The organism is Agreia sp. Leaf283, from assembly GCF_001422485.1.
GTDB lineage: Bacteria > Actinomycetota > Actinomycetes > Actinomycetales > Microbacteriaceae > Agreia.
In genome coordinates, this window is record NZ_LMNF01000004.1 from 361,550 (window position 1) to 385,163 (window position 23,614).

The 23,614-nt window shown below is 68.4% G+C and carries 28 protein-coding genes; 17 read left to right on the top strand and 11 right to left on the bottom strand.

Annotated features, from left to right (window positions below; genetic code table 11):
- Nucleotides 1-39 precede the first annotated feature (39 nt).
- The 3 genes from ASF51_RS17910 to ASF51_RS17925 form a co-directional block, all read right to left on the bottom strand.
- A complete protein-coding gene (locus ASF51_RS17910; protein ID WP_082480572.1) occupies nt 40-2,769 on the bottom strand; it encodes a glycoside hydrolase family 3 C-terminal domain-containing protein in 2,730 nt (909 codons plus the stop codon).
- A gap of 135 nt (nt 2,770-2,904) precedes the next feature.
- Nucleotides 2,905-4,104 (bottom strand): MFS transporter, encoded by a 1,200-nt coding sequence (locus ASF51_RS17920; protein ID WP_055933234.1) that lies wholly within the window; start codon nt 4,102-4,104, stop codon nt 2,905-2,907.
- The gene (locus tag ASF51_RS17925) at nt 4,101-4,649 is read right to left on the bottom strand and encodes a cyclophilin-like fold protein (protein ID WP_055933237.1); all 549 of its coding nucleotides are present in this window, start codon (nt 4,647-4,649) and stop codon (nt 4,101-4,103) included. Before ASF51_RS17925 ends, ASF51_RS17920 begins: the two co-directional genes overlap by 4 nt.
- A gap of 137 nt (nt 4,650-4,786) precedes the next feature.
- Between ASF51_RS17925 and ASF51_RS17930 the strand changes: the two genes are divergently transcribed.
- Nucleotides 4,787-5,725 (top strand): helix-turn-helix transcriptional regulator, encoded by a 939-nt coding sequence (locus ASF51_RS17930; protein ID WP_055933240.1) that lies wholly within the window; start codon nt 4,787-4,789, stop codon nt 5,723-5,725.
- Here ASF51_RS17930 and ASF51_RS17935 read toward each other — a convergent pair.
- Nucleotides 5,694-6,473, bottom strand: coding sequence for an alpha/beta fold hydrolase (locus ASF51_RS17935; protein ID WP_055933243.1), 780 nt, complete (start codon nt 6,471-6,473; stop codon nt 5,694-5,696). The genes ASF51_RS17930 and ASF51_RS17935 overlap by 32 nt on opposite strands.
- 31 nt (nt 6,474-6,504) lie before the next feature.
- Between ASF51_RS17935 and ASF51_RS17940 the strand changes: the two genes are divergently transcribed.
- Together ASF51_RS17940 and ASF51_RS17945 are read left to right on the top strand one after the other, a co-directional pair.
- A complete protein-coding gene (locus ASF51_RS17940; RefSeq protein ID WP_055933245.1) occupies nt 6,505-7,005 on the top strand; it encodes a GNAT family N-acetyltransferase in 501 nt (166 codons plus the stop codon).
- Between the two features lie 80 nt (nt 7,006-7,085).
- Nucleotides 7,086-7,931, top strand: coding sequence for a CPBP family intramembrane glutamic endopeptidase (locus ASF51_RS17945; RefSeq protein WP_082480574.1), 846 nt, complete (start codon nt 7,086-7,088; stop codon nt 7,929-7,931).
- Between the two features lie 24 nt (nt 7,932-7,955).
- Here the strand turns inward: ASF51_RS17945 and ASF51_RS17950 are convergent, their stop codons facing one another.
- The 4 genes from ASF51_RS17950 to ASF51_RS17965 form a co-directional block, all read right to left on the bottom strand.
- A complete protein-coding gene (locus tag ASF51_RS17950) occupies nt 7,956-8,663 on the bottom strand; it encodes a TIGR00266 family protein (protein ID WP_055933248.1) in 708 nt (235 codons plus the stop codon).
- A 19-nt stretch (nt 8,664-8,682) separates the two neighbouring features.
- A complete protein-coding gene (locus tag ASF51_RS17955; protein WP_055933623.1) occupies nt 8,683-9,333 on the bottom strand; it encodes a cation diffusion facilitator family transporter in 651 nt (216 codons plus the stop codon).
- Nucleotides 9,330-9,668: a helix-turn-helix transcriptional regulator gene (locus ASF51_RS17960; RefSeq protein WP_055933251.1), complete on the bottom strand. Its 339-nt coding sequence runs from the start codon at nt 9,666-9,668 to the stop codon at nt 9,330-9,332. Before ASF51_RS17960 ends, ASF51_RS17955 begins: the two co-directional genes overlap by 4 nt.
- Before the next feature lie 155 nt (nt 9,669-9,823).
- Entirely contained in the window at nt 9,824-10,549 is a 726-nt protein-coding gene (locus ASF51_RS17965) for an SDR family oxidoreductase (protein WP_055933254.1), read from the bottom strand.
- Nucleotides 10,550-10,682: 133 nt separating this feature from the next.
- Here ASF51_RS17965 and ASF51_RS17970 point away from each other — a divergent pair, with 133 nt between their 5' ends.
- The 13 genes from ASF51_RS17970 (at nt 10,683) to ASF51_RS18030 (ending at nt 20,357) form a co-directional block, all read left to right on the top strand.
- Nucleotides 10,683-11,051: a MerR family transcriptional regulator gene (locus ASF51_RS17970; RefSeq protein WP_055933257.1), complete on the top strand. Its 369-nt coding sequence runs from the start codon at nt 10,683-10,685 to the stop codon at nt 11,049-11,051.
- Between the two features lie 206 nt (nt 11,052-11,257).
- Nucleotides 11,258-12,151, top strand: coding sequence for a DUF808 domain-containing protein (locus ASF51_RS17975; RefSeq protein WP_055933260.1), 894 nt, complete (start codon nt 11,258-11,260; stop codon nt 12,149-12,151).
- 92 nt (nt 12,152-12,243) lie between these two features.
- On the top strand, nt 12,244-12,534 hold the full coding sequence (locus tag ASF51_RS17980; RefSeq protein ID WP_157412221.1) for a hypothetical protein: 291 nt from the start codon (nt 12,244-12,246) through the stop codon (nt 12,532-12,534).
- A gap of 12 nt (nt 12,535-12,546) precedes the next feature.
- A complete protein-coding gene (locus ASF51_RS17985; protein WP_055933266.1) occupies nt 12,547-13,065 on the top strand; it encodes a hypothetical protein in 519 nt (172 codons plus the stop codon).
- Nucleotides 13,066-13,105: 40 nt separating this feature from the next.
- Entirely contained in the window at nt 13,106-13,510 is a 405-nt protein-coding gene (locus ASF51_RS17990) for a DUF6855 family protein (protein ID WP_055933626.1), read from the top strand.
- A 135-nt stretch (nt 13,511-13,645) separates the two neighbouring features.
- Nucleotides 13,646-13,933, top strand: coding sequence for a hypothetical protein (locus tag ASF51_RS17995; protein ID WP_055933269.1), 288 nt, complete (start codon nt 13,646-13,648; stop codon nt 13,931-13,933).
- Nucleotides 13,934-13,999: 66 nt separating this feature from the next.
- A complete protein-coding gene (locus ASF51_RS18000; RefSeq protein WP_162236975.1) occupies nt 14,000-14,875 on the top strand; it encodes a class I SAM-dependent methyltransferase in 876 nt (291 codons plus the stop codon).
- The gene (locus ASF51_RS18005) at nt 14,872-15,846 is read left to right on the top strand and encodes an NAD(P)/FAD-dependent oxidoreductase (protein ID WP_235497312.1); all 975 of its coding nucleotides are present in this window, start codon (nt 14,872-14,874) and stop codon (nt 15,844-15,846) included. The genes ASF51_RS18000 and ASF51_RS18005 overlap by 4 nt, the downstream gene beginning before the upstream one ends.
- 159 nt (nt 15,847-16,005) lie before the next feature.
- Nucleotides 16,006-16,950, top strand: coding sequence for a WcbI family polysaccharide biosynthesis putative acetyltransferase (locus ASF51_RS18010; protein WP_055933276.1), 945 nt, complete (start codon nt 16,006-16,008; stop codon nt 16,948-16,950).
- A 2-nt stretch (nt 16,951-16,952) separates the two neighbouring features.
- A complete protein-coding gene (locus ASF51_RS18015) occupies nt 16,953-17,954 on the top strand; it encodes a hypothetical protein (RefSeq protein ID WP_157412222.1) in 1,002 nt (333 codons plus the stop codon).
- Entirely contained in the window at nt 17,930-19,351 is a 1,422-nt protein-coding gene (locus ASF51_RS18020) for a glycosyltransferase family 2 protein (protein ID WP_235497313.1), read from the top strand. Before ASF51_RS18015 ends, ASF51_RS18020 begins: the two co-directional genes overlap by 25 nt.
- 102 nt (nt 19,352-19,453) lie before the next feature.
- Complete coding sequence (locus tag ASF51_RS18025; RefSeq protein ID WP_157412223.1) at nt 19,454-19,801, top strand: hypothetical protein; 348 nt, start codon at nt 19,454-19,456, stop codon at nt 19,799-19,801.
- 58 nt (nt 19,802-19,859) lie between these two features.
- A complete protein-coding gene (locus ASF51_RS18030; RefSeq protein WP_055933288.1) occupies nt 19,860-20,357 on the top strand; it encodes a hypothetical protein in 498 nt (165 codons plus the stop codon).
- Nucleotides 20,358-20,367: 10 nt separating this feature from the next.
- Here the strand turns inward: ASF51_RS18030 and ASF51_RS18035 are convergent, their stop codons facing one another.
- A complete protein-coding gene (locus tag ASF51_RS18035; RefSeq protein ID WP_055933292.1) occupies nt 20,368-21,186 on the bottom strand; it encodes a helix-turn-helix transcriptional regulator in 819 nt (272 codons plus the stop codon).
- A gap of 144 nt (nt 21,187-21,330) precedes the next feature.
- Between ASF51_RS18035 and ASF51_RS18040 the strand changes: the two genes are divergently transcribed.
- Entirely contained in the window at nt 21,331-22,071 is a 741-nt protein-coding gene (locus tag ASF51_RS18040) for an SDR family oxidoreductase (RefSeq protein ID WP_055933295.1), read from the top strand.
- 79 nt (nt 22,072-22,150) lie between these two features.
- Here ASF51_RS18040 and ASF51_RS18045 read toward each other — a convergent pair whose 3' ends face one another.
- Together ASF51_RS18045 and ASF51_RS18050 are read right to left on the bottom strand one after the other, a co-directional pair.
- Nucleotides 22,151-23,044, bottom strand: a complete 894-nt coding sequence (locus tag ASF51_RS18045) for an ATP-grasp fold amidoligase family protein (RefSeq protein ID WP_082480577.1) — start codon at nt 23,042-23,044, stop codon at nt 22,151-22,153.
- Nucleotides 23,045-23,128: 84 nt separating this feature from the next.
- Nucleotides 23,129-23,575, bottom strand: coding sequence for a MarR family winged helix-turn-helix transcriptional regulator (locus tag ASF51_RS18050; RefSeq protein WP_055933297.1), 447 nt, complete (start codon nt 23,573-23,575; stop codon nt 23,129-23,131).
- Nucleotides 23,576-23,614 lie beyond the last annotated feature (39 nt).

The following is a 23,614-nucleotide window of genomic DNA, read 5'->3' on the forward strand; positions in this document are numbered from 1 at the left end:
TCCGATGCGACGCGACGGCCCCGACGTGGTGCGGTGCTGCTAGTCGCGGACGGCGATCGCGTTGCGCGACCGCCGACGGCGGACCGCTGCGAGTCCTGCCCCCATCAGCAGAAGCACGCCGGCCACCAGCCCGAACGTCGTCGCCGTGCTGTTTCCTGTGGCCGCGAGTGTGTCCGAACCGGATGCGCCGGGCTGGGCGCCTGCGGGGTCGGTGCCCTGCGTCTCGCCCGGGTCGACCGAGGTCGGCGCGACCGCCACTGTCACCGTCGAGGACAGTTGGTCATCGACCGCGGATCGCGCGGCGACGAGCGGAACCGCGCCGGTCGGCGTGGCCCAGCGGTCCGCGTCAGTGTCCCAGTACGACAGCACACGGTTGTCGAGTTCGACGGTGACCCGCCGGGATTCGCCCGGCTCGAGGTCGACCTTGGCGAATCCGGCCAGCGCTCGATCGACGGTGTCGACGGAGTCCGTCGGCAACGCTCCGGTGTAGAACTGCACAACGTCGGACCCCGAGCGGTCTCCCGTGTTCGTGACGGTCACCGACGCTGTCGCAGGAGTCGTCGCTATCGAGGCGGCCGTCGATGGGCCGTCGACGGGCGAGGCCGGGATCACCAGCGGCGTCGTCGAGAGATCGGAGTAGGCGAAGTCGGTGTACGACTCCCCGTAGCCGAACGGGAAGAGCGGTGTCTCATCGTTCTGGTCGTACCACTTGTATCCGACGTAGATGCCTTCGTCGTAGGTGACGTCATTGCTGTCACGCACGAGTGCCGGGCCCTGATCGGTCGAAGCGGGGAAGGTCATCGGCAGGCGGCCCCCCGGGTCTGCATCGCCATAGAGCACGTTGGCGATACTGTCGCCCACTGCGGCTCCTTGATACCAGGCCTGGGTCACGGCGGCCACGTCGTCGAGCCACGGCATGAGCACCGGTCCCGGTGTGTGCAGAACCACGATCGTGTTCGGGTTCACGGCGGCCACCGCCTCGATGAGCGCGTTCTGGTCGCCGGGGAGCGAAAGCCCCACCCTGTCGACGGCTTCTCCCGTGAACTCGTTCGCGAACACGACTGCCACGTCGGAGTTGCGTGCAGCCTCGACGGCCGCGGGGATGAGGCTGTCGGGCTGCCATCCGAGTGTCAGACGGGGGCCGAAGAAACCGCCGCCCGTCGTCGAGTATTCGATCTCGATGTCAGCAGGAACTCCGGCTTCGAGTTCGACGACTCCGCCCAGCGTGTACTCCTGGCGTGCGAAGAAGAAGTCCCAGATGAAGCGTGTGCCGTCGAAGACGGTCTCGCCGTTCACCGTGACCTTCGCACTGCCCGACAGCAGCGACGACAGGCGGAGGATCCCGGTCGACGTGGGGGTGATCGTGCCCGAGAAGCGGGCAGACCACGTCGACGGCAGGCCCTGCACCGGGGCGCCCGAGAAGTCGACGTTCGGCACGGTGCCCGTCGAGATCGCCGGGCCGGAGAGGTCGCCAGTGCCGAAGTACTCGGCATCGAGGCCTGTTCCGAATGCGCTCGCAGGAGCCGTGGGCAGTGCGACGTCGCCAAGCGATCCCTGCGAGATCGTGGTCTCGCCGGCCTTGGCGGTGATCGCCTCGGCAGGGGTCACGAAGTCGCCCGGGTTCACGTACGACGACCCCTCGATCCCGGTGATCGCATCCGCGCCGGCCGGGCCGATGACGGCCACCGACGGTTCGGTGCTCAGGGGCAGGACGCCTGAGTTCTTGAGCAGGACGGTCGCCTCCTCGCCGGTCTCGACAGCGGTCGCCAGGTGCTCGTCGTTCGTCACGACGTCGGCTGCCGCGGCAGGCAGGGGCGCGTCGAAAGCGCCGGAGTCGAAGAGTGCCAGCAGGATCCGGTAGGCAGCGTCGTCGACGCGCTCGGCCGAGATGCGGCCGTCGGTGAACGGGGTGCGGTCTGTCCTGGCGAACAGCGATTGCGAGTCGACGCCCGCGTTTATGCCCGAGATCCACTCGGATCGGGGGTCGAAGTCTGTGGCGACATAACCGTCGAGCCCGAGATCGGTCTTCAGTGCAGAGAGCATGTCCGGGTTCTCGCAGGCGTACGTTCCGTTGACGCGCGGATATGCGCACATCACGGAGTCGGCTCCTCCATCGACCACTGCGGTCTCGAACGGCGGGTAGTAGAGCTCGCGGAGCGCGCGCTCCGGCACTGTGACGCCGAGGGTCTCGCGCGGCCCGCTCTCCTGGGCATAGGCGGCGAAGTGCTTCAGCATCGTGATGACACCTTCGCTCTCGACGCCCGCCGACACGGCGGCGCCCATCCGGCCGTTGACGAGCGTGTCCTCGCCGTAGCCCTCCGCGGCGCGTCCTGACAGGCCGTTGCGATCGATGTCGACGGTGGGGCCGAGCACGACGTTCCAGCGTTTGTCGTGGGCTTCCGCGCCGATAACCGCCCCGTACTCGGATGCGAGCTCGGTGTCGAACGTGGCGCCGAGGGCGTTCGGGGCCGGGAAAGCCGTGACGCCCGTGTCTCCCCGGAGCCCGCCCGAGGCATCCACTCGCCTCATCTCGGGGATGCCGAGGTAGGCCAGGGGCGCGAAGTCGGCGTCGTTCGTGGCGAGGATCAGCGTCACCTTCTCGTCGGCCGTCATGGCCGATAAGAGGGATTGCGCGCGCCACTCCGGCGCCTGCGATGCATCCCGCCAAGGCTGGTCAGGGGCCAGGGCCGCTCCTGTCAGCGCCGAAACGGCGATCAGCGCCGCCCCTGCCCCTGCCGCGATCCTCGAGATTCTCGTTCTCTGTGTCATTCAGTTCCTCCTTGAGCTGCAATGAAGCGCTTCATGAAGCGCTTCATCACCCAATCACACTGAGCGCCGCGGGGCAAGAGCGAAATGACTCCGAAGGGAGCGCGGGGGTGATGCGGTGACGCGGGTCACAGGTGATCAGTGCCGAGCGGCGAAGGCGCTGCGGCGACCATAGAGAGTGAGCGCGAGCGCGAAAACGCCGAGCACGGTCATGGCGGCCGGGAGAATCAGGCCGTCACTGACCGTCAACAGCAGGGCTCCCAGGATGCCTGCACCGAAGATGGCGAGGTTGAATGCCACGGGCAGGAACGAGTTGGCGATGTCGGCGTTGTCGCCGCCCGCGTGGGTCAAGGCGTTCTGCAGCTGCGGCGCGGTGCCACCGAAGCTGATGCCCCAGAGCGCCGCCGCGACGAGGATCGCCGGCGTCGACGCGTGACCGACGAGCAGTACGACGCCGGCGGCGGCGAACGTCGCGGCCGAGAGGTGCAGCAGTGCGCGGGGGTGGCGGTCGAGGAAGACGCCGACGAGAGCGACTCCGCCGAGGGAGGCGACGCCGTAGACGAGCAGCATCAGGTCGGGTGTGATGCCTGTGCCCGTCGCCCGCAGATACGGGGCTACGTAGGTGTAGATCGTGCTGTGGGCGAGCATCCACACCACGATCACGATCAGCACGATCGGCACGCCGCGCAGGGTGATGACCCTGCGGAGCGGCAACCGTGTGGCGGCGGGCAGCCCCGGAGCATCCGGCACGCAGCCGAGAATGATGACGCCCACGACCAGGCCCAGCAGGCTGAGGCCGGCGAATGACCAGCGCCAGTCGGTGAGGCCCCCGATGAAGGCGCCGAGGGGCGTTCCGAACGCGAATCCGAGCGGAGCGCCGATCGACATGATCGACAGCGCGAGCCCGGAGCGTGACGGAGGGCTGATGCGAATGGCGTAGGCCGCGAGCATCCCCCAGATGATGCCCGAGAACGAGCCGGCCACGAAGCGCGAGGCCAGCGAGAGAGCGACGTCGGGAGAGATCGCGGTGACGGCGTTCGCGACGACCAGCCCGGCGACGCTGAGCAGCAGCAGCGGTTTGCGGCGGAACCGACGCGTGAGTGAGATGGCGGGAACGGTGACGATGACGGTTCCGAGCGCGTAGGCGCTCACGAACAGGCCCACGATTCCCTCGCTGATCGCCATGCCCGATGCGATGTCGGGGAGCAGGCCCGCCGGCATCGTCTCCATCGCAAGCAGGATGAAACCGATCAACGCGAGCGAGACTAGGGCCAGCAGGGGCAGTCGCTTCTCGGCGGATGCCTCGGTCACCGGGGTGCCCGCCGTGACCGCGCTCATTCGGCGCCGCCCGCGGTGACTGTGCCGGCGAAGGCCGGTGCGTTCTGAACGGTTGCGACATCGTCGAAGGTGCCGAGCGGGATGATGCCGTCGTAGTAGCCGACCGAGTCGTAGTAGAGCACGAGGGCCTGGTCGGGCGCGTAGTAGCCGATGGTTCCGGGTTCGGCGCTGCCGCCCGAGGGCATACCGTCGAGAGCGAGCGGCATCGGGATGCCCGCGATCTTCTCCTGTCCGCCGTAGTCGCCGAACGACAGCTCGAGCGGCAGTTGCGCCAGCAGGGATGCCGATGCCGCGTTGTTCTGAAGCACCCCGGCGACCGGTGTGCCGTTCACAGTGATGGTGATGGCCGTTTGAGTGGGCACGTCGGGCTCCGGGTTCTCGGTGGCAGCGGGCGCGGCCGTCGGCATGACGGTCGAGGGTGGGGGTGAGGTCGGGCCTGCTTCGAAGGGAGTGTTCGATGGGGGCTGAGGATCGGAGGCGCATGCGGCAACGCCCATCACGGTCACGATGGCCAGCACGGCCGCCCGGAATCGTGATGTGGTCATGGCCCGATCTCCTCTGTCTGCTGGTTCGGTGGGGTGTTTTCAGTCAACGCGCCTTCCGAGGAGGTAGCGAGGGTACTGGCTAAACGGGTTGCGGCAGAACCTCCCTCCCGACTGGCCGAGACACCTAGCGTGGAGCCATGGACAACCGCAGTGAAGTACGCGAGTTTCTGGTCTCGCGCCGGGCGCGGATCAGCCCGGAGCAGGCCGGGGTGGAACCGTCGGGAGGACGTCGACGGGTTCCCGGGCTGCGCCGCGACGAGGTCGCCCGGCTCGCCGGACTGAGCGTCGACTACTACACCCGTGTCGAGCGCGGCAATCTGACGGGCGTCTCAGACAGTGTGCTCGATGCCGTCGCGCGCGCTCTCGATCTGGATCATGCCGAACGGGAGCACCTGCACGATCTCGCCCGCACCGCGAACCTCGGCAGTCGTCCCCGCGCGCCGAAGCCACCGGCGCACAGCCTTCGACCGGCGACGCAGCATCTCCTCGATTCGATCACCGGCGCCCCGGCCTTCGTGGGCAACAACCGCATGGATCTGGTGGCGGCGAACGAGCTCGGCTTCGCGCTGTATTCGGAGATGTTCCGAACGAGCGCCCGCCCGGCGAACCACTCACGGTTCATCTTCCTCGACCCCCGAGCGCGCGATCTCTATCCCGATTGGAACAGAGCGGCGAATGTCAATGTGCAGATCCTCCGCCGCGACGCCGGTCGAAGCCCGTTCGACAAGGAGCTCAGCGACCTCGTCGGCGAACTCTCGGTGCGAAGCGAGGAGTTCAGGACTCTCTGGGGAGCACACGACGTACGTCGCCACTACTCGGGGGCCAAGCAGTTCCAGCACCCCGTCGTCGGCGTACTCGAGCTGACCTATCACGTCATGGAACTCGAAGACGATCCCGGACACACCCTCACGGTGTACACCGCCGCCCCCGGAAGCCCATCCGAAGACGCGCTGCGCCTTCTCTCTACCTGGGCCGCAACCGAGCACATCGCCGAGATCGCCCGCGATCCGAGGGCCCGTCAGCAGGTGCAGGAGGGGGTCGCCGTTAAGGCAGAAAGTCGCCGATCACCCGGCTGATCAGCTCGGGCTGCTCGGCCAGCAGGCCGTGGGATGCCCCGGGCACGATGCAGAGGCGGGCGCTGGGGATCGAGGCGGCCATGAGCAGGCTGTGGTCGGGCCTGATCGAGTCGCGGTCGCCGGCCACGATGAGCGTCGGCGCCGCGATGCCCGCGAGTCGGGCGGGGTCGATATTCGGCGCGGTAGTCCAGAGGCGGAACAGCTTCTCGAGCACCACGTCGGCGTGCTGCGGGCCGTCGGGCGAGAGCCGCTCGTAGTGCTGGCGCTCGAGGTCGGGCTCGGCCTGGTCCTCGGATGCGCCGGGCCCGGTCGTCGGCGCCGCCTCGGGCGACAGCAGCAACCGTTCGTGTTCGCCCGATCGATCGAAGGCCGAGGGATCGAGGTTGCCGCTGATCGACACGACCGAGCGCACCCGTTCTGGGTGCTCGAGTGCGAGCAGCAGGGCGAGGATCGCGCCGTCGCTGTAGCCGACGACATGAACACTCTCGAGCCCCTGCGCATCGAGGTACGCGACCGCGTCGGCGAGCCCGCGCTCGTAGCTGTACTCCTCACCGATGTCGGCGGACCGCCCGTGGCCAGGGCGCTCGAACGCGTGCATCTCGTAGCGAGGCACGAGCGCATCCGACTGGGCCCGCAATGATTCAAGGGAGCAGAAGCCGCCATGCAACAGCAGCACGGGCTCGCCCTCGCCATCCACTTCGCTGTACAGCTCGACGCCGTTGATGGTCAGGTAGGTGGTCTGCTGCATCGAATCACAGTAGCTCTGTACGCTTCTCGGCATGATCCAGTTGCCCGCAGCACCCGCGTTGACCGTGCCATCGGCCGTCGTGAAGACCTCGTATCTCGTCGGCGAACAGGCCGATATGAAACACCGGGGATCGGACGCACAGTGGTTGAGTGCCGCGAGCCTCGACTTCGATGCCTTCGTGGCCGAGAGAACGGGCGTGCGCGAGCGCTGGGGTGTTCCGTCCGAACTCTTCTGGTTCACCTCGGGCGAGTACTACATCGGCTCGCTCGTCATCAGGCACGAGCTCACCGACGACGAGGGCGGCGGCCACATCGGCTATCACGTCGTGTACCCGTGGCAGAACCAGGGCCATGCGACCCGGATGCTCGGGGCCGCGTTGGTGAGATGCGCCGCGTTGGGCATCGACCGGGCCCTGTTGACCGTCGCGCCCGACAACGCCGCATCGATCGCCGTCGTGCGGCGCAATGGAGGCGTCGAAGAAGGCGGCTTGAACAGCGAGGGCGAACTGCAATTCTGGGTCGACACACCCTGACCCGGGTGGCTCCGTCCGATACGCTTTTCTGAACCGGGGGGTGGCACGTCGAGCGACTCTCGCTGTCTGAGAGGTCTCCGATGCACGAGCACAACACCCCGTCGCCATGGAGGAGCTTCTGGGAACGGGGCGGATGGTGGAAAGCGCTCATCCTCGTGCTCGTCTATTACGGCGTGTATCAGCTGGGCGGGCTGCTGCTCAATCTCATCTTCGGCGGGGCCTCGATAGAGCCGACCAGCGCCCTGGGCATCTTCGTCGGCACCGGTCTTCCGATCATTCTCGGATGCTTTCTGCTCGTGGTTCTCGCGTGGTCGGTCGGATGGCTGAAGGAGCTCTTCGGTCGCCAGGCCATCCGCGGTCGCGGCTGGATGTGGATCGCCGTCGCGGTCGTGCTGCTCACGAACATATTTCGGTTCATCGCCCTCGACTATGAGAAGACGGGCGCGGCGCTCCTGTTCTCCTGGCTGCTGACGGGCCTGTTCATCGGGTTCGCTGAGGAAGTGCTCACCCGCGGGTTCGTCGTGCAGCTCATGCGCAAGGCGGGCCACCCCGAGATCGCGGTGGCGCTCGTGTCGGCGGCGCTGTTCGCATTGCTGCACGCGGGCAATCTCTTCGGCGGCCAGGGTGTACTGGCGACGGTCGTGCAGGTGGGCTACACCTTCTTCTTCGGCCTGCTGATGTACCTGGCCTACCGGGTGACCGGCCGCCTGATCGTGCCGATTCTGCTGCACGCCAGCACCGACCCGAGCATCTTCCTGTTCTCGACCAATCCGTCCGCCTCGAGCCCGCTCGCTCCGCTGGCGGGCCCGGGCAACATCATCGTGATCTTCTTCGGCCTCATCCTGCTGATCGTGCTCATCTTCAGCGGCGGCAGAGACAGGGCGTTCGCGCGCGCCGGGCTGTCGGGAGGCGCCGTCCGCGCCTGACGCGCCGCCGGCATCCGGTGCCCGTCAGTTGCTGCTCGACGACGAGCGGTCGGGCAGGTAGGGCTCGATCGCGGCGGCGAGCTTCGCCGGGTTCATCGACTGCAGCCACACGTGCCCGGGGCCGTGCAGCTCGGCGAGGAACATGGAGTCGCCGAAGAACTTGTTCTTGATGCCCTTGATGCTCGCGAACTCCAGCGGCATCTCGGCTCGGAACATCGCCAGGTGGCCGGGGTGGATCAGCAACGACTCGCCGGCTTTCAGGTCGTACTCGGTGATCTCGCCGGCGAGCTGCACCCAGGCGGTGCCCGATCCGCTCAACTTCTGGAAGACGACGCCCGCGCCTCCGAAGATTCCCGCTCCGAGCTTCTTCTGCAGCGCGACGGAGACCTCGACCTGAGGAGTGCTGGCCGTGTACGCGCCGGCCTGAATCATGAACGTGTCAGACGGGTCGATCTGGATCTCGCGAATCGTTCCCGGCAGCTGAGCCGCGAACGCGACCATGCCTCCTGCCGGGGCCGTGTACTGGGTGAGGAACAGCTGCGCGCCACCGAGCACCCGTTTGAGGCCGCTCATGAATCCGCCTTGGCCGCCAGAGCCGTGGGCGGTCGAGGTGTCGAGCTGCATACCCGGCGTGAGCCAGGCGACGTCGCCACCTTCGGCCACGATGGCCTCTCCGGGGTCGAGCGTGATCTCGAGGATGGGCATGGTGGTTCCGGCGATGACTGGTCTCATGCGGCCACACTAATCTCGCTCAGTGGTCGTCGTCGAGCAGCATTCCCACCGACGTCGCGCAGGTGTCTCCGCGCCAGGCCTCGATGCCCTCACGAACGGCGAAGCCCACAATGACGAGGCCCGCGATCGCATCCGCCCACCACCAGCCAAGCAGGCTGTTCAGCACGAGGCCGACGAGCACGGCGGCCGACAGGTAGGTGCAGATCAGGGTCTGCTTGGAGTCGGCGACGGCGGTGGCCGATCCCAGTTCGCGGCCGGCGCGGCGCTCGGCCAACGACAGGAACGGCATGACGACGACGCTGAGCGCGGTGATGACGATGCCGAGGGTGGAATGCCGCACCTGCTCCTGGCTCGCCAGGGCGAAGACGGAGGACACCGTGACGTACGCGGCGAGAGCGAAGAACGCCACGGCGATGACCCTGAGCGTTCCCTTCTCCCAGCGTTCCGGATCGCGCCTCGTGAACTGCCAGGCGACCGCGGCCGCGGAGAGCACCTCGATCACGGAGTCGAGTCCGAATCCGATGAGCGCGGCCGACGACGCGATGGAGCCGGCGGTGATTGCCACGACGGCCTCGACCACGTTGTAGGCGATCGTCGCTCCGACGATCAACCGGATGCGGCGCTGTAGCAGCTGTCGTCTCTCGGGGGCCGGAGCCTGCGTCGCGGTCATGCGCACGAGCATCCATCGCCGTCGCAGCAGTCGGGTTCGACGCGGAGCGTCACCCGCAGCATCTCGTCGAGAGCGGCCGCGAGGTGTTCGTCGGCGAGCCGGTAGCCGGTGCGGCGGCCCTCGGGAATCGCCTCGACGAGGCCGCATCCGCGCAGGCAGGCGAGCTGATTCGACATGACCTGCCGCGAGACCCCCAGGTCGTCGGCGAGGTCGGACGGGTAGGCCGGTGCCTCGCGCAGTGCGAGCAGAACGCCGGCGCGCGTCGGATCGCCGAGGGCGTGGCCCAGGCGGGAGAGCGCGGCGGTATGCGAGAGCGTTGCGGTTGCGGAGGGCATGCCTCGACAGTACAGCAAAGCGTGTACTAAAGGAGAGGCGCGGTCCGCCCTCCGGTCCGCTGTGCGCTCGGGGTGCTCGTGTGTTGCCGGCGGCGACGAACGTTGCCGGGCGACCGACAACATCCGTCGTCGCCGGCAACGTTCGTGTGCCGACCTCAGTCGGTGCTCAGGAGGCGTGTCATCTCCTCGTAGAAGGGGGCCGGGTCGCCGGCGAGCGAGGCCTTGACCATGGCGGTCCAGTCGTCGACGATCACCTCGATCGAGCCGGCGGCGAGGCCGTCGAGCGAGAGGCGGGGCACGTCGCGCGGGTCGATCTTCTGGCCGTCGTAGGAGGCGCTGATGTCGGTGTCTGCGGCGCCGAGCAGCACGCCTTGCACGAGGGTGCCCTGGGCGGCGAGTTCGAGTCGCACGCCATTGGTCATGTTCCATTCGGCCGCCTTGGCTGCGGAGTACCCGCCGCTGCCCAGTGTGGCGAACCACGACAGGGCTGAGAGCACGTTCACGATCGCGCCGCCGCCGCCCAGCGCGAGCGTCGGGGCGAACTCCCGGATCACGTCGAGGGTGCCCCAGAAGTGCGTGTCGAACTCGCGGTGGAGCTCGCTCAGCTCGCCGGTCACGAGGGGTGCACCCGTCGAGATGCCGGCGTTGTTGACGAGGAGCGTGACGTCGTTCGCGGTGGCGGCCGCCTCGACCACAGACTGGTGATCGAGCAGGTCGAGTCGCAGGGGAACCACGCGCGCGTCGTCGAAGTCCATCGTTTCAGGGCGCCGTGCGGTGGCGTAGACCTTCGCGGCCCCGCGATCGAGCAGTTCGAGAACGAACTGGCGGCCGATGCCGCGGTTGGCTCCGGTGACGAGGGCTATCTGATCGGTGATGTTCATGCTGTGCCGTGCTTTCTGCTGATGAGTGTCTTGTCGCCGAGCGTTCGCGAGGCGGCATCGGCTACGCTAAATGTTGACGTTGACGTCAAGGGCAAGTCACGAGGCGAATTCATGGTTGTGGAGGCAGGACAGGATGCGAATAGGCGACGTCGCCCAACGAACGGGCGTCAGTACGAGGGCCCTCCGGTACTACGAGGAGCAGGGGCTGCTGGGGTCGGAGCGCACGTCGACAGGCCAGCGCACCTACACGGAGTCGGCGGTCGAGCGCGTAGAGCTCATTCAGCAGTTCTTCACCGCCGGCGTGCCGAGCCGCACCATTCTCCAGCTGCTTCCGTGCGTTGACAGCGGGCACGCTTCTCCCGAGGTCTTCGAAATCCTCGAGGAAGAGCGCAGGCGGATCACCGACGCGATGGCCGACCTCGCCGCCGCTCGCGACGCACTTGATCGCATGATCGACATCACCCGCAATCCCACGCCGGAGCACTGCCCCTCGCTTCGGTGAGCGCGCTCGGTGCTCCCCAGGGGCTCGCCGCGACTTCCCGCAGAACGCGCACTGACCGGCAGATCTGAGCACTCTCTGACAGCTCGACGAGAGCCAGCGTTCCCTGAGCTTGTCGAAGGGCAGCCCGCTCGACCGGTGCAGGATACTGTGGAGTCGGACGAGCTGCACCGGCAGCACGAAGACGCCCCCAATCCAAGGAGACGCCCATGTCGGTCGGCCTGCTCGCCGTCGTCGATGACATTCTGACCGCCGCCCTCAAGGCGAGCGCGAAGACCGCTGGCGTCGTGATCGACGACGCCGCCGTCACGCCGCAGTACGTTCAGGGGCTCACGCCCGCACGCGAACTGCCCGTCGTGTGGAAGATCGCGCTCGGAAGCCTCGTCAACAAGTTCGTCATCATCATTCCGATCGCGCTGCTGCTCAGCGCGTTCGCCCCCTGGGTTCTGCCCTTCCTGCTGATCATCGGCGGCACCTACCTCTGCTTCGAGGGCGCGGAAAAGGTCACCGAGTGGTTCGGCGTGCACCACGCAGAGGACGACGGGGAGCAGAAGACCGAGGGAAAGCTCGTGTTCGGCGCGATCCGCACCGACCTCATCCTGAGTACTGAGATCATGCTCATCGCACTCGACAGCCTCGATCCGGACTTCGGAATCTGGCTCACGCTCGGCGCCCTCGTCGTGATCGGCCTCGGCATGACCCTGCTCGTCTACGGTGCGGTGGCCCTGCTGGTGAAGATCGACGATATCGGCCTGCGTCTGATGAAGAACCCGGCCCGAGGCATCCGTCGTACCGGCGCGCGCATCGTGCGGGCGATGCCCGCCGTGTTCCGCGTGATCAGCATCGTGGGAACGGTGGCGATGCTCTGGGTCGGTGGCCACCTGGTGATCACAAACCTCGCCGAGACGTTCTGGCACGGCCCGTACGACCTGGTGCATGTGGTCACGCATGCCGTCGAGGCTGCGGGGCCGGTCGTGGTCTGGATCGCCGACACCGCCGTGTCGTTCGTGTTCGGGCTGGTGCTCGGAATGATCATCGTCGGCATCGTCATGGGCCTGTCGCGACTCCTGAAGCGGGACCGGTCGGCGGCAGTCTCGCACTGACCGGCAGACGGATGCGACGGCTCTCGGCATATTTCTGGCAGCGTGTTCTTCTGCGCCTGCTTGCCGCTGTCGGTATCTGGGGCGGGGCCCTGATGGTACTCAGCTTTGCGAAGTCGCCCGCGTTCTGGCCGCAGACCGTGGGCATCCCTGTGTTCGTCGTCGGTGTGGTCGGAACGCTGGTTGTGTTTGCTCCAATGGCCTGGAGCCGGAACGCCGAAGAGCTCGACGGGTTCACCACGCTGAACGGGTACGCCCGCAATCTCGAGCAGCGCGATCCCTACAGTGGATCGGTGATCCGAGAGGCGGGTGCGCCCTTTCTCGATTCGGCGACCTTCAAGGCGCTCATCGCCGAGAGCAAGAAGGCCGTCAGGGGTGCTCGATGACCAAGGTGAGTCATGCTGTCTGAGAAGCTCTCTCTGCTCATCGGCACGGTGGCTATCGCCGCGCCGCTCGTTCTGCTCGTGCGCCTCGGGATGTCGCAGCAGGCGAAGCGATCGAGAGCAGCCCTGCTCGCCAGGGGCGGACAGCTGGGCGTTCTGATCGCCGAGACCAACAAGTCGCTTACGCAGGGCCTTCGATCCGCCTTTCCGGAGTACCGGTCCGGGTCGACTGCGCAGCTCGTGCCCTGGCGGTTTCTTCTCAGCTGGAATCACGACGGCGTCCAGTTCTGGGAGGTCATAGGCAGGCCGTCGAAGCCGCTCGTCGAGCTGGGCTGGAACCAGATCGCGCTGTCGGTGACGCGCGTTCGACTCGAAAAATCCATGCGCGTCACCCTCGATGTGCAGCTCTCAGACGGACCGATCCATCTTCAGATGGCCCTGAGGCACGATCGACGGGGTCTGCCGTACTACTCCATCGACGAGACGAACGCTCTCGTTGCCGAACTCGATGCGGTTGCCGCTCGCGCTGCCTGATACTGATCGCTTCGGCTGGAATGCGCGTATGCTCGCGACCATGTCACAGACGACGGATGCGATCGGCGGCAAGGATGCCCCCGTCGCGTTGACCACGGCGCCCGGCTCCTCCGCCTACACGATGCATCGCGACGGAGAAACTCTCGTCTGCACGGTCGGCTCCACGATCCTCACGTATCGGCTCAGCGCGGTGGACGACCTCCATCGCTGGCTGCTCGAGCAGAACGACTGGGTCGCCCTCGGCGGCGCCGACGAGAAAAAGCCTGCAGTGCCCGGCACCGTCGAGGGCTTCGGGCGAGACGAGGCGAATCCGGTCGGCGGCTGGTACGGGCTTCGAAAGGGATACCGCGGACGCTTCGGCGTGTACCTGCCACCCCTGCTCGAGCATCTCGGTCTCGTCGAACTCGAACACGGAGCCCGGAACAACCGCGTACGCGCGAGGTAGCCACCGCGACGGCACACATGGTCTGACGCGCGCGTGCTATTCCGCCGCCGCCGAGCGCTGTCGCTGTGACGCGCAGGCGGCAAGGGGGTTACGCGAGCTCCTCAGGTCGTGCTTGGGTATGCGACGGAGGCAGGGATGAAACGCATCACCATCACGGTCAGTGACACGCAGTACCCGCTCGCCCAAGGTCAGGATGTCGGGGCGATCGAAGCGGCCGCGCTTGTCGCGGTACGAGCGGGCGGCGATATTGTGAAAGTCACCCTCTACGGCAATCGCGAACTCGCGATCCTCGTGTCGCCCGGTGTACCCATCACCTTCGAGATCGCGGATGTGCCCGACGAGCCGCGCGACGATGGTGACCTGAGCAGCCCCTTCGAGCCGTTTTCGTCTGTCGACGAGTTGTCGGTGTTCGACGACCTCTGATCGACCGTCTTGCGTATTTCGCAAGAACTCATGTCGCACGGCCAAGAAGGCTCTAGCGTGGAGACCATGACGCAGCCGCACACGCACGCACATCACTCGCACCACGATCGACCCGGCCACGGCCCCGCGCCCGAGCACGACACCGGCCTCGCCGAGATCCTCGACCTCGACGCCGTTCTCGGCGCACCCGTTCTCGACGCCGCCCTCGACGCCGCATCCGGTGCACTGGATGCCGAGCCGACCACGATCGTCGACCTCGGCTCGGGCACGGGGACGGGCACCCTCGCCCTCGCCCGTCGCTTCGACCGGGCCCGCGTGCACAGCCTCGACGCCTCGCCCGCGATGGTCGAGCGGCTGCGCGCCTCAGCCGCCGAGGCGAACCTCGCCGATCGGGTGCAGCCGCAGCTCGTCGACCTCGACGGCGACTGGCCGAGCGCGGTGCCGGCCCCGATCGACCTCGCGTGGGCCGCGCTCTCGCTGCACCACGTGACCGACCCGGCCGAAGTTCTGAGCCAGGCCTTCGACGCCCTGCGCCCGGGCGGGGTGCTCGTGGTCATCGAGATGACCGCTGCGACGAGCTACCGGCCGACCGACCTCGGCACCGGTATCGCAGGCCTCGGCGACCGTGTCGTCTCGGCGCTCGCCGAACGGGGCTACCCCGTGACCGCGGAGTGGACCCAGGCGCTGCGGCAGGCCGGCTTCGTCGACGTCGAACGTCGGGAGGCCGCCTTCGCCGCATCGACCGACACGTCGGAGGGCACCCGCTACCTCGCCCTGCACCTGACCAGGAACCGCGACGTCATCGGCGACGACCTCTCGGCCGACGAGCTCGCCGGCCTGGACTCCGCGATCGCCGAGCTCGAGCAGGGCGCGGCAGAGCTGGCGTTCGAATCGACCCGCTTCATCTGGACAGCCACCCGACCGGCGGAGGAGCAGCGATGACCGCCAGCGCAGAAACGACCGCCAGCGCAGCGATGGCCGCCGAGTTGCAGGCCGATGTCGTGGTCGTCGGGGGAGGGGCCGCCGGCCTCGCCGCCGCCGTCGCCCTGGGCAGATCGCGCCGCAGCGTGATCGTCGTCGACGCGGGGCAGCCTCGCAACGCTCCGGCCCACGGCGCCCACAACATGCTCGGGCAGGAGGGCATCTCGCCGCTCGAACTGCTCGCCCGGGGCCGAGCCGAGGCGGAGGGCTACGGCGTGCGCATCCTCAGCGGCGTCGTGACCGGCGCATCCGGTGTCGCCGATGCCTTCACGATCGAGGTCGACGGCGGCGCATCCATCGTCACCGCCCGCCGCGTTGTGCTCGCGACGGGCCTCGTCGACGAGCTGCCTGACGTTCCCGGAGTGCGCGAGGCGTGGGGTCGCACCGTGCTGCACTGTCCCTACTGCCACGGCTGGGAGGTGCGAGACCAGCGCATCGCCGTGCTCGGCCGCACCGAGGGCGCCCTGCACCAGGTGATGCTGTTCAGGCAGCTCAGCGACGACGTCACCCTCTTTCTGCACGACGCGCCCGAGCCGAGCGATGAGCAGTGGAAGGAGCTCGCCGCGCTCGGCGTGAGCGTCGTGACTCCGCGGGTGCAGCGCCTCGTCGTCGACGGCGACCAGGTGCGCGCCGTCGAGATCGAGGGAGGCCGGTCGTTCGAGGTGGATGCCGTCGTGGTCGCGCCTCGCTTCGTCGCCCGCACCGAGCTCTACGAGGCGCTCGGTGGCGAGCGCACCCTCACGCCCTTCGGCGAGCAGGTCGTGGCGGATGCGCGCGGCTTGACCGCGGTGCCCGGCGTCTCCGTGGCCGGAAACACGGCGGAGCCGATGGCGATGGTGTCTGTCGCCGCCGGATCGGGCGTGATGGCGGGTGCCGCAGTGAACGGCGACCTCGCAGCGGCCGACCTCGCGAGGGCGGTTGCGGCCGCCTAGATAGGTCGACTGCGCATCGATCCGTCACAGAATGCCCACTCCCGGGCTCGCGATGAACGTTTTCTGACGGATCGATGCGCCATATCCGCGTTCACTCTTCTCCGCAAGCGCCTCCCTTCGCGTTTCGTTAGGGAGGCCGCTGCTGAGAGCATGGAGGACGTGGACGACGCTGGAGGAGACAAGGGGCAGGGGCCCGACGGTCGCACCCTCCACTACGGCGAGTTCTACGGGCTGGGCGGGTCGGGTGTCGAGCCGGATGCGTCCGCGGGCGTCGCCGTCGTCATGGGCAACTGCCAAGCCGAGTCGCTGCGCGTCATGCTGCATGGAGCCGGGCTCCACACGGTGCGGGTGCCACCCGTGCACGAGCTCGTCGCGGCGGACATCCCCTACCTCGATCGACTGCTCGAGCGCACCTCGCTGCTGGTCTCGCAGCCCGTGCGCGACGACTATCACGAGCTGCCGCTCGGCGTGCGGCAGCTGGCCGCGCGCGTTCCGGATGCCGGGCGCACGGTTCTCGTGCCGGTCATCCGTTTCGCAGGCCTCTACCCGACCCACGCGATCATCCGGCCACCGAGCGATCTCTCGCTCACGCCGCCGATCGCGGCCTATCACGACCTGCGCACGCTGGTCGAGGCATCCGGCGGCGAGCGCATCGCCACCACGGTGACGCCCGCGATGGTTCGCGCGCTCGCGGCCGACTCGATCGGCGAGCTCACCCGCCGCGAGGAGGCCTTCGACACGGTGCGCATCTCCGATCTCTTCGCGACGCCCGGCTTCTCGCTGATGCGCACGCTCAACCACCCCGGCAACGCGGTGTTCGCCGCTCTCGCCGAACGGGTGCGCGCCCGTGCCGGACTCGCTGAGCACTCGGTGGAGTTCGACCGCCCGCTGCTGGATTCGGTGCATGCGCCGCGGTCGGCCGCGGTCATCGAGACCTACGGGCTCGACGAGGAACCCCGAACCGACTGGATCATCGGCGGAGTCACGGTCTCCGACGACGTCGTGAAGCGGGCGCACCTCGAGTGGTACGCCGAGCATCCGGATGCCGTCGAAGCCGGCCTCGTGCGGCACCGCCGCGCCCTCGAGATTCTGGCTGCGGCGTGATCGTGGCGCGGGTGCCGGCCCTCATCGTGACCCCGGATGCTCAGCACGGCGTGACGCAGTACTCCTCGGTCGTCGCGTCGGCCGTCGAGCGGCTGACCGGCGCGAGCCTGCGGCTGTCGAGCAGTGCACTACTCGGAGCGAGCGTTCCCGCGCGAAGCCACCTGCACTTCACCGACCGCCTCTGGGGCTCGTCGCCCGAAGACGCGGCCGACCGCATCGAGGCGCTTGCGAAGCGAATGGCCTTCACCGTCACCTTTCACGATGTGCCGCAGGCGTCCGACGGCGCGGTGAACTTCGCCCGCCGCAGCGACTGTTATCGGCGAGTGCTCGCCGCCTCGCACGGAGCGGTCTTCAACAGCCTGCACGAGGTCGACGTACTGCGCGATTTCACCGACCCCACCGGCCGGGCCCACGTGATTCCGCTGCCCATCGACACCGAGGTTCCGCCGGCCGAGCGGCCCGAGCCCGACGGAAACGTGGCCGTTCTCGGCTTCTACTACCCGGGCAAGGGGCACCTCGAGGTGCTGCGCGCGGTGGCCCGCATCGCCGACACGACAGACTTGCGGCCGGGGCTGACCTTTCTCGGGCGTCCGTCTGCCGGACACGAACGCGACCTCGAGCAGCTCGCGGGGCTCGCCCACGACCTCGGCGTGACGCTGGATGTGACGGGGTACCTCGAAGACGCCGAGCTCACGACGCGCGCACGGCGGGCTTCGGTCGGCGTCGCCGCGCACCAGCATTTCTCGGCGTCGGGCAGCATCAACAGCTGGATAGCGGCCGGCCGGCGCCCCCTCGTTGTCGACGGCCGGTACGTTCGCGAGATCGCCGAGCGGCGCCCCGGCACGGTGAGCGTGGTCGACGGAACCCGCGACCTCGCGGCCGGCATCGCCGACGCCCTGCGGAATCCGGGGTCGACCTGGCTGCACGACGACGCCGTGATCGGTCCCAATGTGTCCGACGTCGCATCCGCGTATCTGGCGTGGTGGGACGCCGTGGAATGGTGACGGGCGGGGGCGAGCCTCCGTTCGGCACTGGCCTGCGCGGCAATCGCTGGGATGTGCTCGACGGTCGCGTTCCGGTCGAGCTGCCGACCGTGTCGGTGATCGTGGTGCACTACGAGCAGCAGGGCGAGCTCGATCGCACGCTCGCCGCCCTTGCCCGCCAGACGTACCCCTCCGAGCTGCTCGAGGTGATCGTCGTCGACGACGGATCGGCGGCGGCTCCGCGCATGTCGCACGGCGCCCGGCTGGTGCGGCAGGAGGATCGGGGCTTTCGCCTCAGCGCCGCCCGCAACCTCGGGGCGGCCTCGTCGACGGGGCGCATCCTGTGCTTTCTCGATGCCGACACCGCGCCCGAACCCGACTACGTGAGCGCGCTCACCCGCATGCCCGCGCTCGCGCCCGAGGCGGTCACGGTGGGGCGGCGGCGGCACACGCTGTTCGAGCGTTTCACCGACGACGACCCCATCGAGGTCGCGGCTCCGCTGGCCGCGCTCGACGAGCCGCAGTGGCTCGCCGACGCCTACGCCGCCTCGCGCGACCTGCTCGACGGCGACGACCGCTCGTACCGCTTCGTGATCGGTGCCGTCATCGCGTGCTCGCGCTGGTTCTTCGACGAGATCGGCGGCTTCGACGAGTCGTTCACGCAGTACGGCGGCGAGGACTGGGAGTGGGCTCACCGCGCGTGGCTCGGCGGCGCGGTGTTCGCCCATGTTCCCTCAGCGGTGGCCTGGCACAACGGGCCCGACTGGGGTGGGCGCAGCGAGGGCGATGCGGCGGATGCCGATGCGCACGCGGCTCTCGACGCGCGCCAGCGTCGCAAGAATGCGGAGACCCTGCAGCTGGCGCAGTCGATCGCGGTTGCCGGATCGGCGCCGSGAGCCGTACTGGGCGCACAGGCCGATGTGCTGATTCGCGTCGCGTCCGCCATCTCGGATGCTGCTGTTTTCATCTGCGTGGACTCGCTTCTCGCTGCGATGCCGCGGGCCAGGGTCGAGGTGTCGGGGCCGCTGCCCGAGGTGCTTCGGGGCGATCCGCGAGTCGTTTCGGCGAGCTCTGCGAGTTCCGTGAGCTCTCAGGCCGACCCCGTCGTCGCCGCGACCGGCGTCGAGCGCGTGCGCATCGACATCCCGAACGCCGTGGCCGTGCGACTGCCGGATGCGCCGCGCGACAACAGGCTCGCCTGGGCCGTCGAGGCGGTCGGCGTGGGCGAGCTGGGCGAGGTCGTGTTCACCGACGAGAACGGCGAGCCCCTCATGACGGTCACATCGCGCCGGGCCGCGCTGCGGCGTGCGCGCTGGAGGGACGACTCCCTCTTCGACACGCTCGTGGAGCGCGCTCCCTGGCTCGCGCCGATCACAACGGAGCCGAGCGTCGCCGCCTACCTGGGCGGCTGGGGCTAGCGCGTCCGCACCCGCGCCCCCGGGGAGCATCCGCTGCTCGTCGGCCGGCGGCGGATGCGCCGATCGGGCGCGGACGAGGCCGCCGACTGCGAGACTGAGCACATGCGTCATATCGTCACAGCGTCCGAGGCCGTCGAGATCGTCAGGCCGGGGCTGCGCATCCATGCCTACTCGCCTGAGGATGCGTTCGCGAGCGCATCGACGATCGCGGTCGACGGAGAGCACCACCGCATTCACAGCACCCACTCCGACAGGATCTACCTGGTGCAGTCCGGATCAGGATGGTTCGAGATCGATGGGGTGACGAAGCGGGTCGGTGCTGACGACGTCGTCTTCCTTCCGCGCGAGACCGGATACTCGTATGGCGGAAAGATGAACCTCTTTCTCGTTCACGCGCCCGGATTCCTCGACGGAACCGACGTCGAGCTCCCTGCGATCGACGAGTCCTGAGCCGCCTGGCTGGTTGTTCGCCATACCGCGGAGTCGGCGACTGACCTAGGTTGGAGTCATGCCAGACACCTTCGAACAGGCCCAGGCGCGCGTTCTCGCGCTCAACAGCGACGAGCTTCCTTTCGTCTACCAGGCGGCGCCCTACGGCATTCAGGCCGTGTGGAAGTACGCCGACGTGAAGTGGGCGGCGATCACCGCGGCCGGAACGATCGACGCCTCGTACGAGCTGCGGGTCACGCTCGACCCGGCCGAATCCCAGTGGGAGTTCGACGAGACCGACACGCAGAGCGAGTCGCGCATCCGCAGCACGGGCGGCGGCGGGTTCAGCATCGGCGGCTCGACCTCGACCTTCAAAGGCCGTGAGAACCGCAAGACCTTCTCGTTCGGAGTCGGGTCTGCAGCGAGCACGACCGACCGCCAGGGAACTCACGACGGCTTCACCTACGGCTATGCGTTCACCACTGACGAGATCAAGCAGCCGTTGATCGCGGCGCTCGAACAGGGCGGCTGGGAGCCGAAGAAGAAGGGCTTCTTCGGAAAGCTCTTCGGCGGCTGATCGGGCCCGCTCAGCCCCGTGACGCGGTGAGACCCATGAAGCGCAGCTTGTCGGCTGCGTCGCTGTTCTCGTCGGGATAGTAGAGCACCAGAATCAGATCGCCGAGAGGCAGCTTCTCGCGGTGCAGGCGCATCGTGCCGACCGTCGGATGGTTCACGGTCGTGCTGCCGCCCTCGAGCGGGCGCACGTCCTGCCGGGCCCAGAGGGTGCGGAACCGATCACTGGCCAGGCTGAGCTCGCCGATGAGTTCGACTGCGCGTGGGTCGGTGACATCGTCGCCGAGGGTCTGTCGCACGAGGGCCACGAACGACGCCACGGATGTCTCCCAATCGTGGTGGAACTCCCGCTCCTCTGGATCGAGGAGCAGCGAGCGCAGGCGGTTCTGGCCGGGAACGAGGCGCGGCGACAAGGCGACTGCGAGTGCGTTCGATGCCAGCACGTCGAAGTATCGACCCTCGATGAACGCGGGAACGTCAAGCGCCGCGAGCAGGTGGTGCACGCGCCCGGGCACCCGCTCGACGCGGCGCTGCCGACGGACGCGCGGGCGCTCCGCTCCGAGCCCCATGAGATACGCGGACTCGACCTCGTCGAGCTGAAGGACCCGTGCCAGTGACTCGAGTACCTGCAGCGACGGATGGCTGTCGCGCCCGCGTTCGAGTCGCAGGTAGTAGTCGGCGCTGATGCCCGCCAGCAGGGCTACCTCCTCGCGGCGGAGGCCCGGAACTCTTCGATGGGAGCCAGCAGGCAAGCCGAGCTGCTCGGGGGTGACCAGCCCGCGCCGGGCGCGCAGGTACTCGCCAAGCCGGTTCGAGCGGTCGTCACCATCCATGGGTGTCACGATACCGAGCGCCGAAGCGACGAGAGGGGGTCCTGCCACTCCCCGGATCAGCGGAGGACTGCCTGGCCGTGGAGATCGCGACGAACATCGAGCTGTAGCCGGGCTCGCTGCGAGCTCGCCAGAAGGAGACATCTCATGGATATCAGCAATCGAACGGTCCTTATCGTGGGCGGCACCTCCGGTATCGGGCTCGGTCTCGCCCGCCGGTTCGCCGCCGCGGGCAGCACGGTGATCGTGGGCGGACGCGACACGAGCAGGGTCGACGACCTCGAGTCGGTTCGCATCGACGTCACCGACGCCGCCTCTGTTCTCACGGCCCGCGACCACGTGCTCGCCGCTCACCCCGACCTTGACGTCGTGGTCACCATGTCGGGGGTGCTTCTGCAGGAGGATCTGCGCGACCCGGCCCACGTCGGCGTTGCCGAGACCACGATCGCGGTCAACCTGCTCGGAACGATCCGGGTGATCGACGCATTCACCCCGTACCTCGTGACCCGCGGCGCAGGCGACATCATCACGGTGACGTCCGGAATCGGATTCCTCCCGTTCCCGCTGATGCCCACTTATGGGGCATCCAAAGCCGGCGTGCATGCGTACACCGAGGCGCTTCGTGCGCAGCTGTCGGGCACCGGTGTCACGGTGACCGAGCTCATCCCGCCGGCCGTTGCCACCGCCGGCCAAGAGAAGGTCAACCCGGCCGCGCTGCCGCTCGATGGCTTCCTCGACGAGGTCGTCGGCCTGCTGACCCAGACGCCGACGCCGAACGAGATCGTGGTGCAGGCGGCGCAGCGCCTGCGATGGGCCGAACGCGACGGCACCTATGCCGAGCTCCTGGCGGCCCGCTCCCAGTCGCTGGCCGCGCTGCCGGGCCGGTGATCCGCGCCCGCTCGGCGCATCCGCTGCCCGCCGACCGGCGGCGGATGCACCCACGGGGTGCGGATGCCGCGCGCCGCGCTCAGCGGTAGCGGCGCGGCACCGTCCAGTGGCTGCCGAACTCGGCGTCGAAGGACTGCGGCTCGAAGGGGCTGTCGCCTCCGGCCGGGTAGCTCGTGAGCTCGCCGAACACGATGCGGTCGGGCAGCGCGTACAGGTCGACGCGCACGAAATCCGTCTCGGCGCCGAGCCTCTCTGCGATCGAGATCATCTCGTCGAGACGCTCGGGCCGCTCGCGCTCCGGCGAGATCCACGCCGGGCCGCCGCTCATTGGCAGGTGCTTCCAGTCGGCGCCGTAGAAGTCCTGGGTACGGCCGCCGAAGCGACCGGCATCCACCTGGACGTACCGGCACCGCCCGTGGAACACGAAGAACTTGTAGTCGTCGGGGATGCCTCCCGGAGCGACGAGCATCTCCTCCACGATCACCGCAGGTTCGACCTCGCCGTAAGCCCACTCGCGGTTCGGCCCTTGCCCGTAGAGCTTGGTCATCCAGACCCGCGCGATGTCGATCAGCGCGTCGACCGACACGGCGGATGGCCGCACGTGCCGGTACACCCAGCCCCAGACGGCCGGCGGCAGGGTCTGGTCTTCGGATGCCTGCGGCGACACCACGATCGCCGCGCCACTGCCGTGGGTCGGCTTCACGACATAGGCCTCGGGCAGCTCGAGCTCACGCAATCCTTCGGGATCGCGCAGGATGGCGTACGCCTCGGGCAGATACTCCTCGCCGACGCGTGACGCCACGTACTCGCGAACCGCGGCCTTGTCGGCGAACGTGACCAGCAGCATCCGGTGGTCGCGCAGCATCTTGTAGCGCACCTTCTCGGTGAAGGTCTGCGGCCTACGGGTGCGCAGCAGCCGCACGGCGCGAACGAGTCGACTGCGCTGGCGCCAGCGCACATGAGGGGAGGGCACGCTACAGACTAACCGCGCCCGCTCGGCGCATCCGCTGCCGGTCGACCGGGCGCGGGTGCGCCGCAAGGGCGCGGATGCGCGCAGCTAGGCGCGAGCGAGCGTCGGGAGGGCGTCGACCAGCGGAGCGAGCTCGGGCATGTCCCGGGCGGCAGCCAGGGCGCGCTCGAGAGTCTCGTCGTGCACAGGGCGCGCCTCGGTGAGCAGCTTCTGCCCCGACGCGGTGAGCTCGGTGTAGATGCCGCGCCGATCGTCGGCGCACAGCACGCGCGTGAGCAGTCCGCGCTCTTCGAGCCGGTTCACAAGGCGGGTCGTGGCGCTGGCGCTGAGGGCCGTGGCGCGGCCGAGCTGCTGCATGCGCATGTGCCAGCCGTGCTGGCGGCTGAGTGCATCCAGAACCGTGTATTCGACGACCGACAGGGCGACGCTCGAGGTGAGCGCGCGCTCGAGCTCGGTCTCGATGAGCCCGTGCAGCGCGGCCAGCGTGCGCCAGCCCTGCGAGCGGATCTCGACTGCGTCGTCTGCGATGCCCATGGTTCCTCCGTGTGTCGAACATGTCGCCTGCGCGGTCGC

Bases quoted from the DNA above. Each gene is read 5' to 3' on its own strand.
- ASF51_RS18040 (WP_055933295.1), top strand. From the start codon at position 21,331: ATGGATATCAGCAATCGAACGGTCCTTATCGTGGGCGGCACCTCCGGT.
- ASF51_RS17980 (WP_157412221.1), top strand. From the start codon at position 12,244: ATGGTACTCAGCTTTGCGAAGTCGCCCGCGTTCTGGCCGCAGACCGTG.
- ASF51_RS18000 (WP_162236975.1), top strand. From the start codon at position 14,000: ATGACGCAGCCGCACACGCACGCACATCACTCGCACCACGATCGACCC.
- ASF51_RS17995 (WP_055933269.1), top strand. From the start codon at position 13,646: ATGAAACGCATCACCATCACGGTCAGTGACACGCAGTACCCGCTCGCC.
- ASF51_RS18030 (WP_055933288.1), top strand. From the start codon at position 19,860: ATGCCAGACACCTTCGAACAGGCCCAGGCGCGCGTTCTCGCGCTCAAC.
- ASF51_RS18035 (WP_055933292.1), bottom strand. From the start codon at position 21,186: ATGGATGGTGACGACCGCTCGAACCGGCTTGGCGAGTACCTGCGCGCC.
- ASF51_RS17965 (WP_055933254.1), bottom strand. From the start codon at position 10,549: ATGAACATCACCGATCAGATAGCCCTCGTCACCGGAGCCAACCGCGGC.
- ASF51_RS17975 (WP_055933260.1), top strand. From the start codon at position 11,258: ATGTCGGTCGGCCTGCTCGCCGTCGTCGATGACATTCTGACCGCCGCC.
- ASF51_RS17985 (WP_055933266.1), top strand. From the start codon at position 12,547: ATGCTGTCTGAGAAGCTCTCTCTGCTCATCGGCACGGTGGCTATCGCC.
- ASF51_RS17960 (WP_055933251.1), bottom strand. From the start codon at position 9,668: ATGCCCTCCGCAACCGCAACGCTCTCGCATACCGCCGCGCTCTCCCGC.
- ASF51_RS17930 (WP_055933240.1), top strand. From the start codon at position 4,787: ATGGACAACCGCAGTGAAGTACGCGAGTTTCTGGTCTCGCGCCGGGCG.
- ASF51_RS18025 (WP_157412223.1), top strand. From the start codon at position 19,454: ATGCGTCATATCGTCACAGCGTCCGAGGCCGTCGAGATCGTCAGGCCG.
- ASF51_RS17910 (WP_082480572.1), bottom strand. From the start codon at position 2,769: ATGACACAGAGAACGAGAATCTCGAGGATCGCGGCAGGGGCAGGGGCG.
- ASF51_RS18005 (WP_235497312.1), top strand. From the start codon at position 14,872: ATGACCGCCAGCGCAGAAACGACCGCCAGCGCAGCGATGGCCGCCGAG.
- ASF51_RS17955 (WP_055933623.1), bottom strand. From the start codon at position 9,333: ATGACCGCGACGCAGGCTCCGGCCCCCGAGAGACGACAGCTGCTACAG.
- ASF51_RS17920 (WP_055933234.1), bottom strand. From the start codon at position 4,104: ATGAGCGCGGTCACGGCGGGCACCCCGGTGACCGAGGCATCCGCCGAG.
- ASF51_RS17950 (WP_055933248.1), bottom strand. From the start codon at position 8,663: ATGAGACCAGTCATCGCCGGAACCACCATGCCCATCCTCGAGATCACG.
- ASF51_RS17990 (WP_055933626.1), top strand. From the start codon at position 13,106: ATGTCACAGACGACGGATGCGATCGGCGGCAAGGATGCCCCCGTCGCG.
- ASF51_RS18050 (WP_055933297.1), bottom strand. From the start codon at position 23,575: ATGGGCATCGCAGACGACGCAGTCGAGATCCGCTCGCAGGGCTGGCGC.
- ASF51_RS17925 (WP_055933237.1), bottom strand. From the start codon at position 4,649: ATGACCACATCACGATTCCGGGCGGCCGTGCTGGCCATCGTGACCGTG.
- ASF51_RS17940 (WP_055933245.1), top strand. From the start codon at position 6,505: ATGATCCAGTTGCCCGCAGCACCCGCGTTGACCGTGCCATCGGCCGTC.
- ASF51_RS17935 (WP_055933243.1), bottom strand. From the start codon at position 6,473: ATGCAGCAGACCACCTACCTGACCATCAACGGCGTCGAGCTGTACAGC.
- ASF51_RS17970 (WP_055933257.1), top strand. From the start codon at position 10,683: ATGCGAATAGGCGACGTCGCCCAACGAACGGGCGTCAGTACGAGGGCC.
- ASF51_RS17945 (WP_082480574.1), top strand. From the start codon at position 7,086: ATGCACGAGCACAACACCCCGTCGCCATGGAGGAGCTTCTGGGAACGG.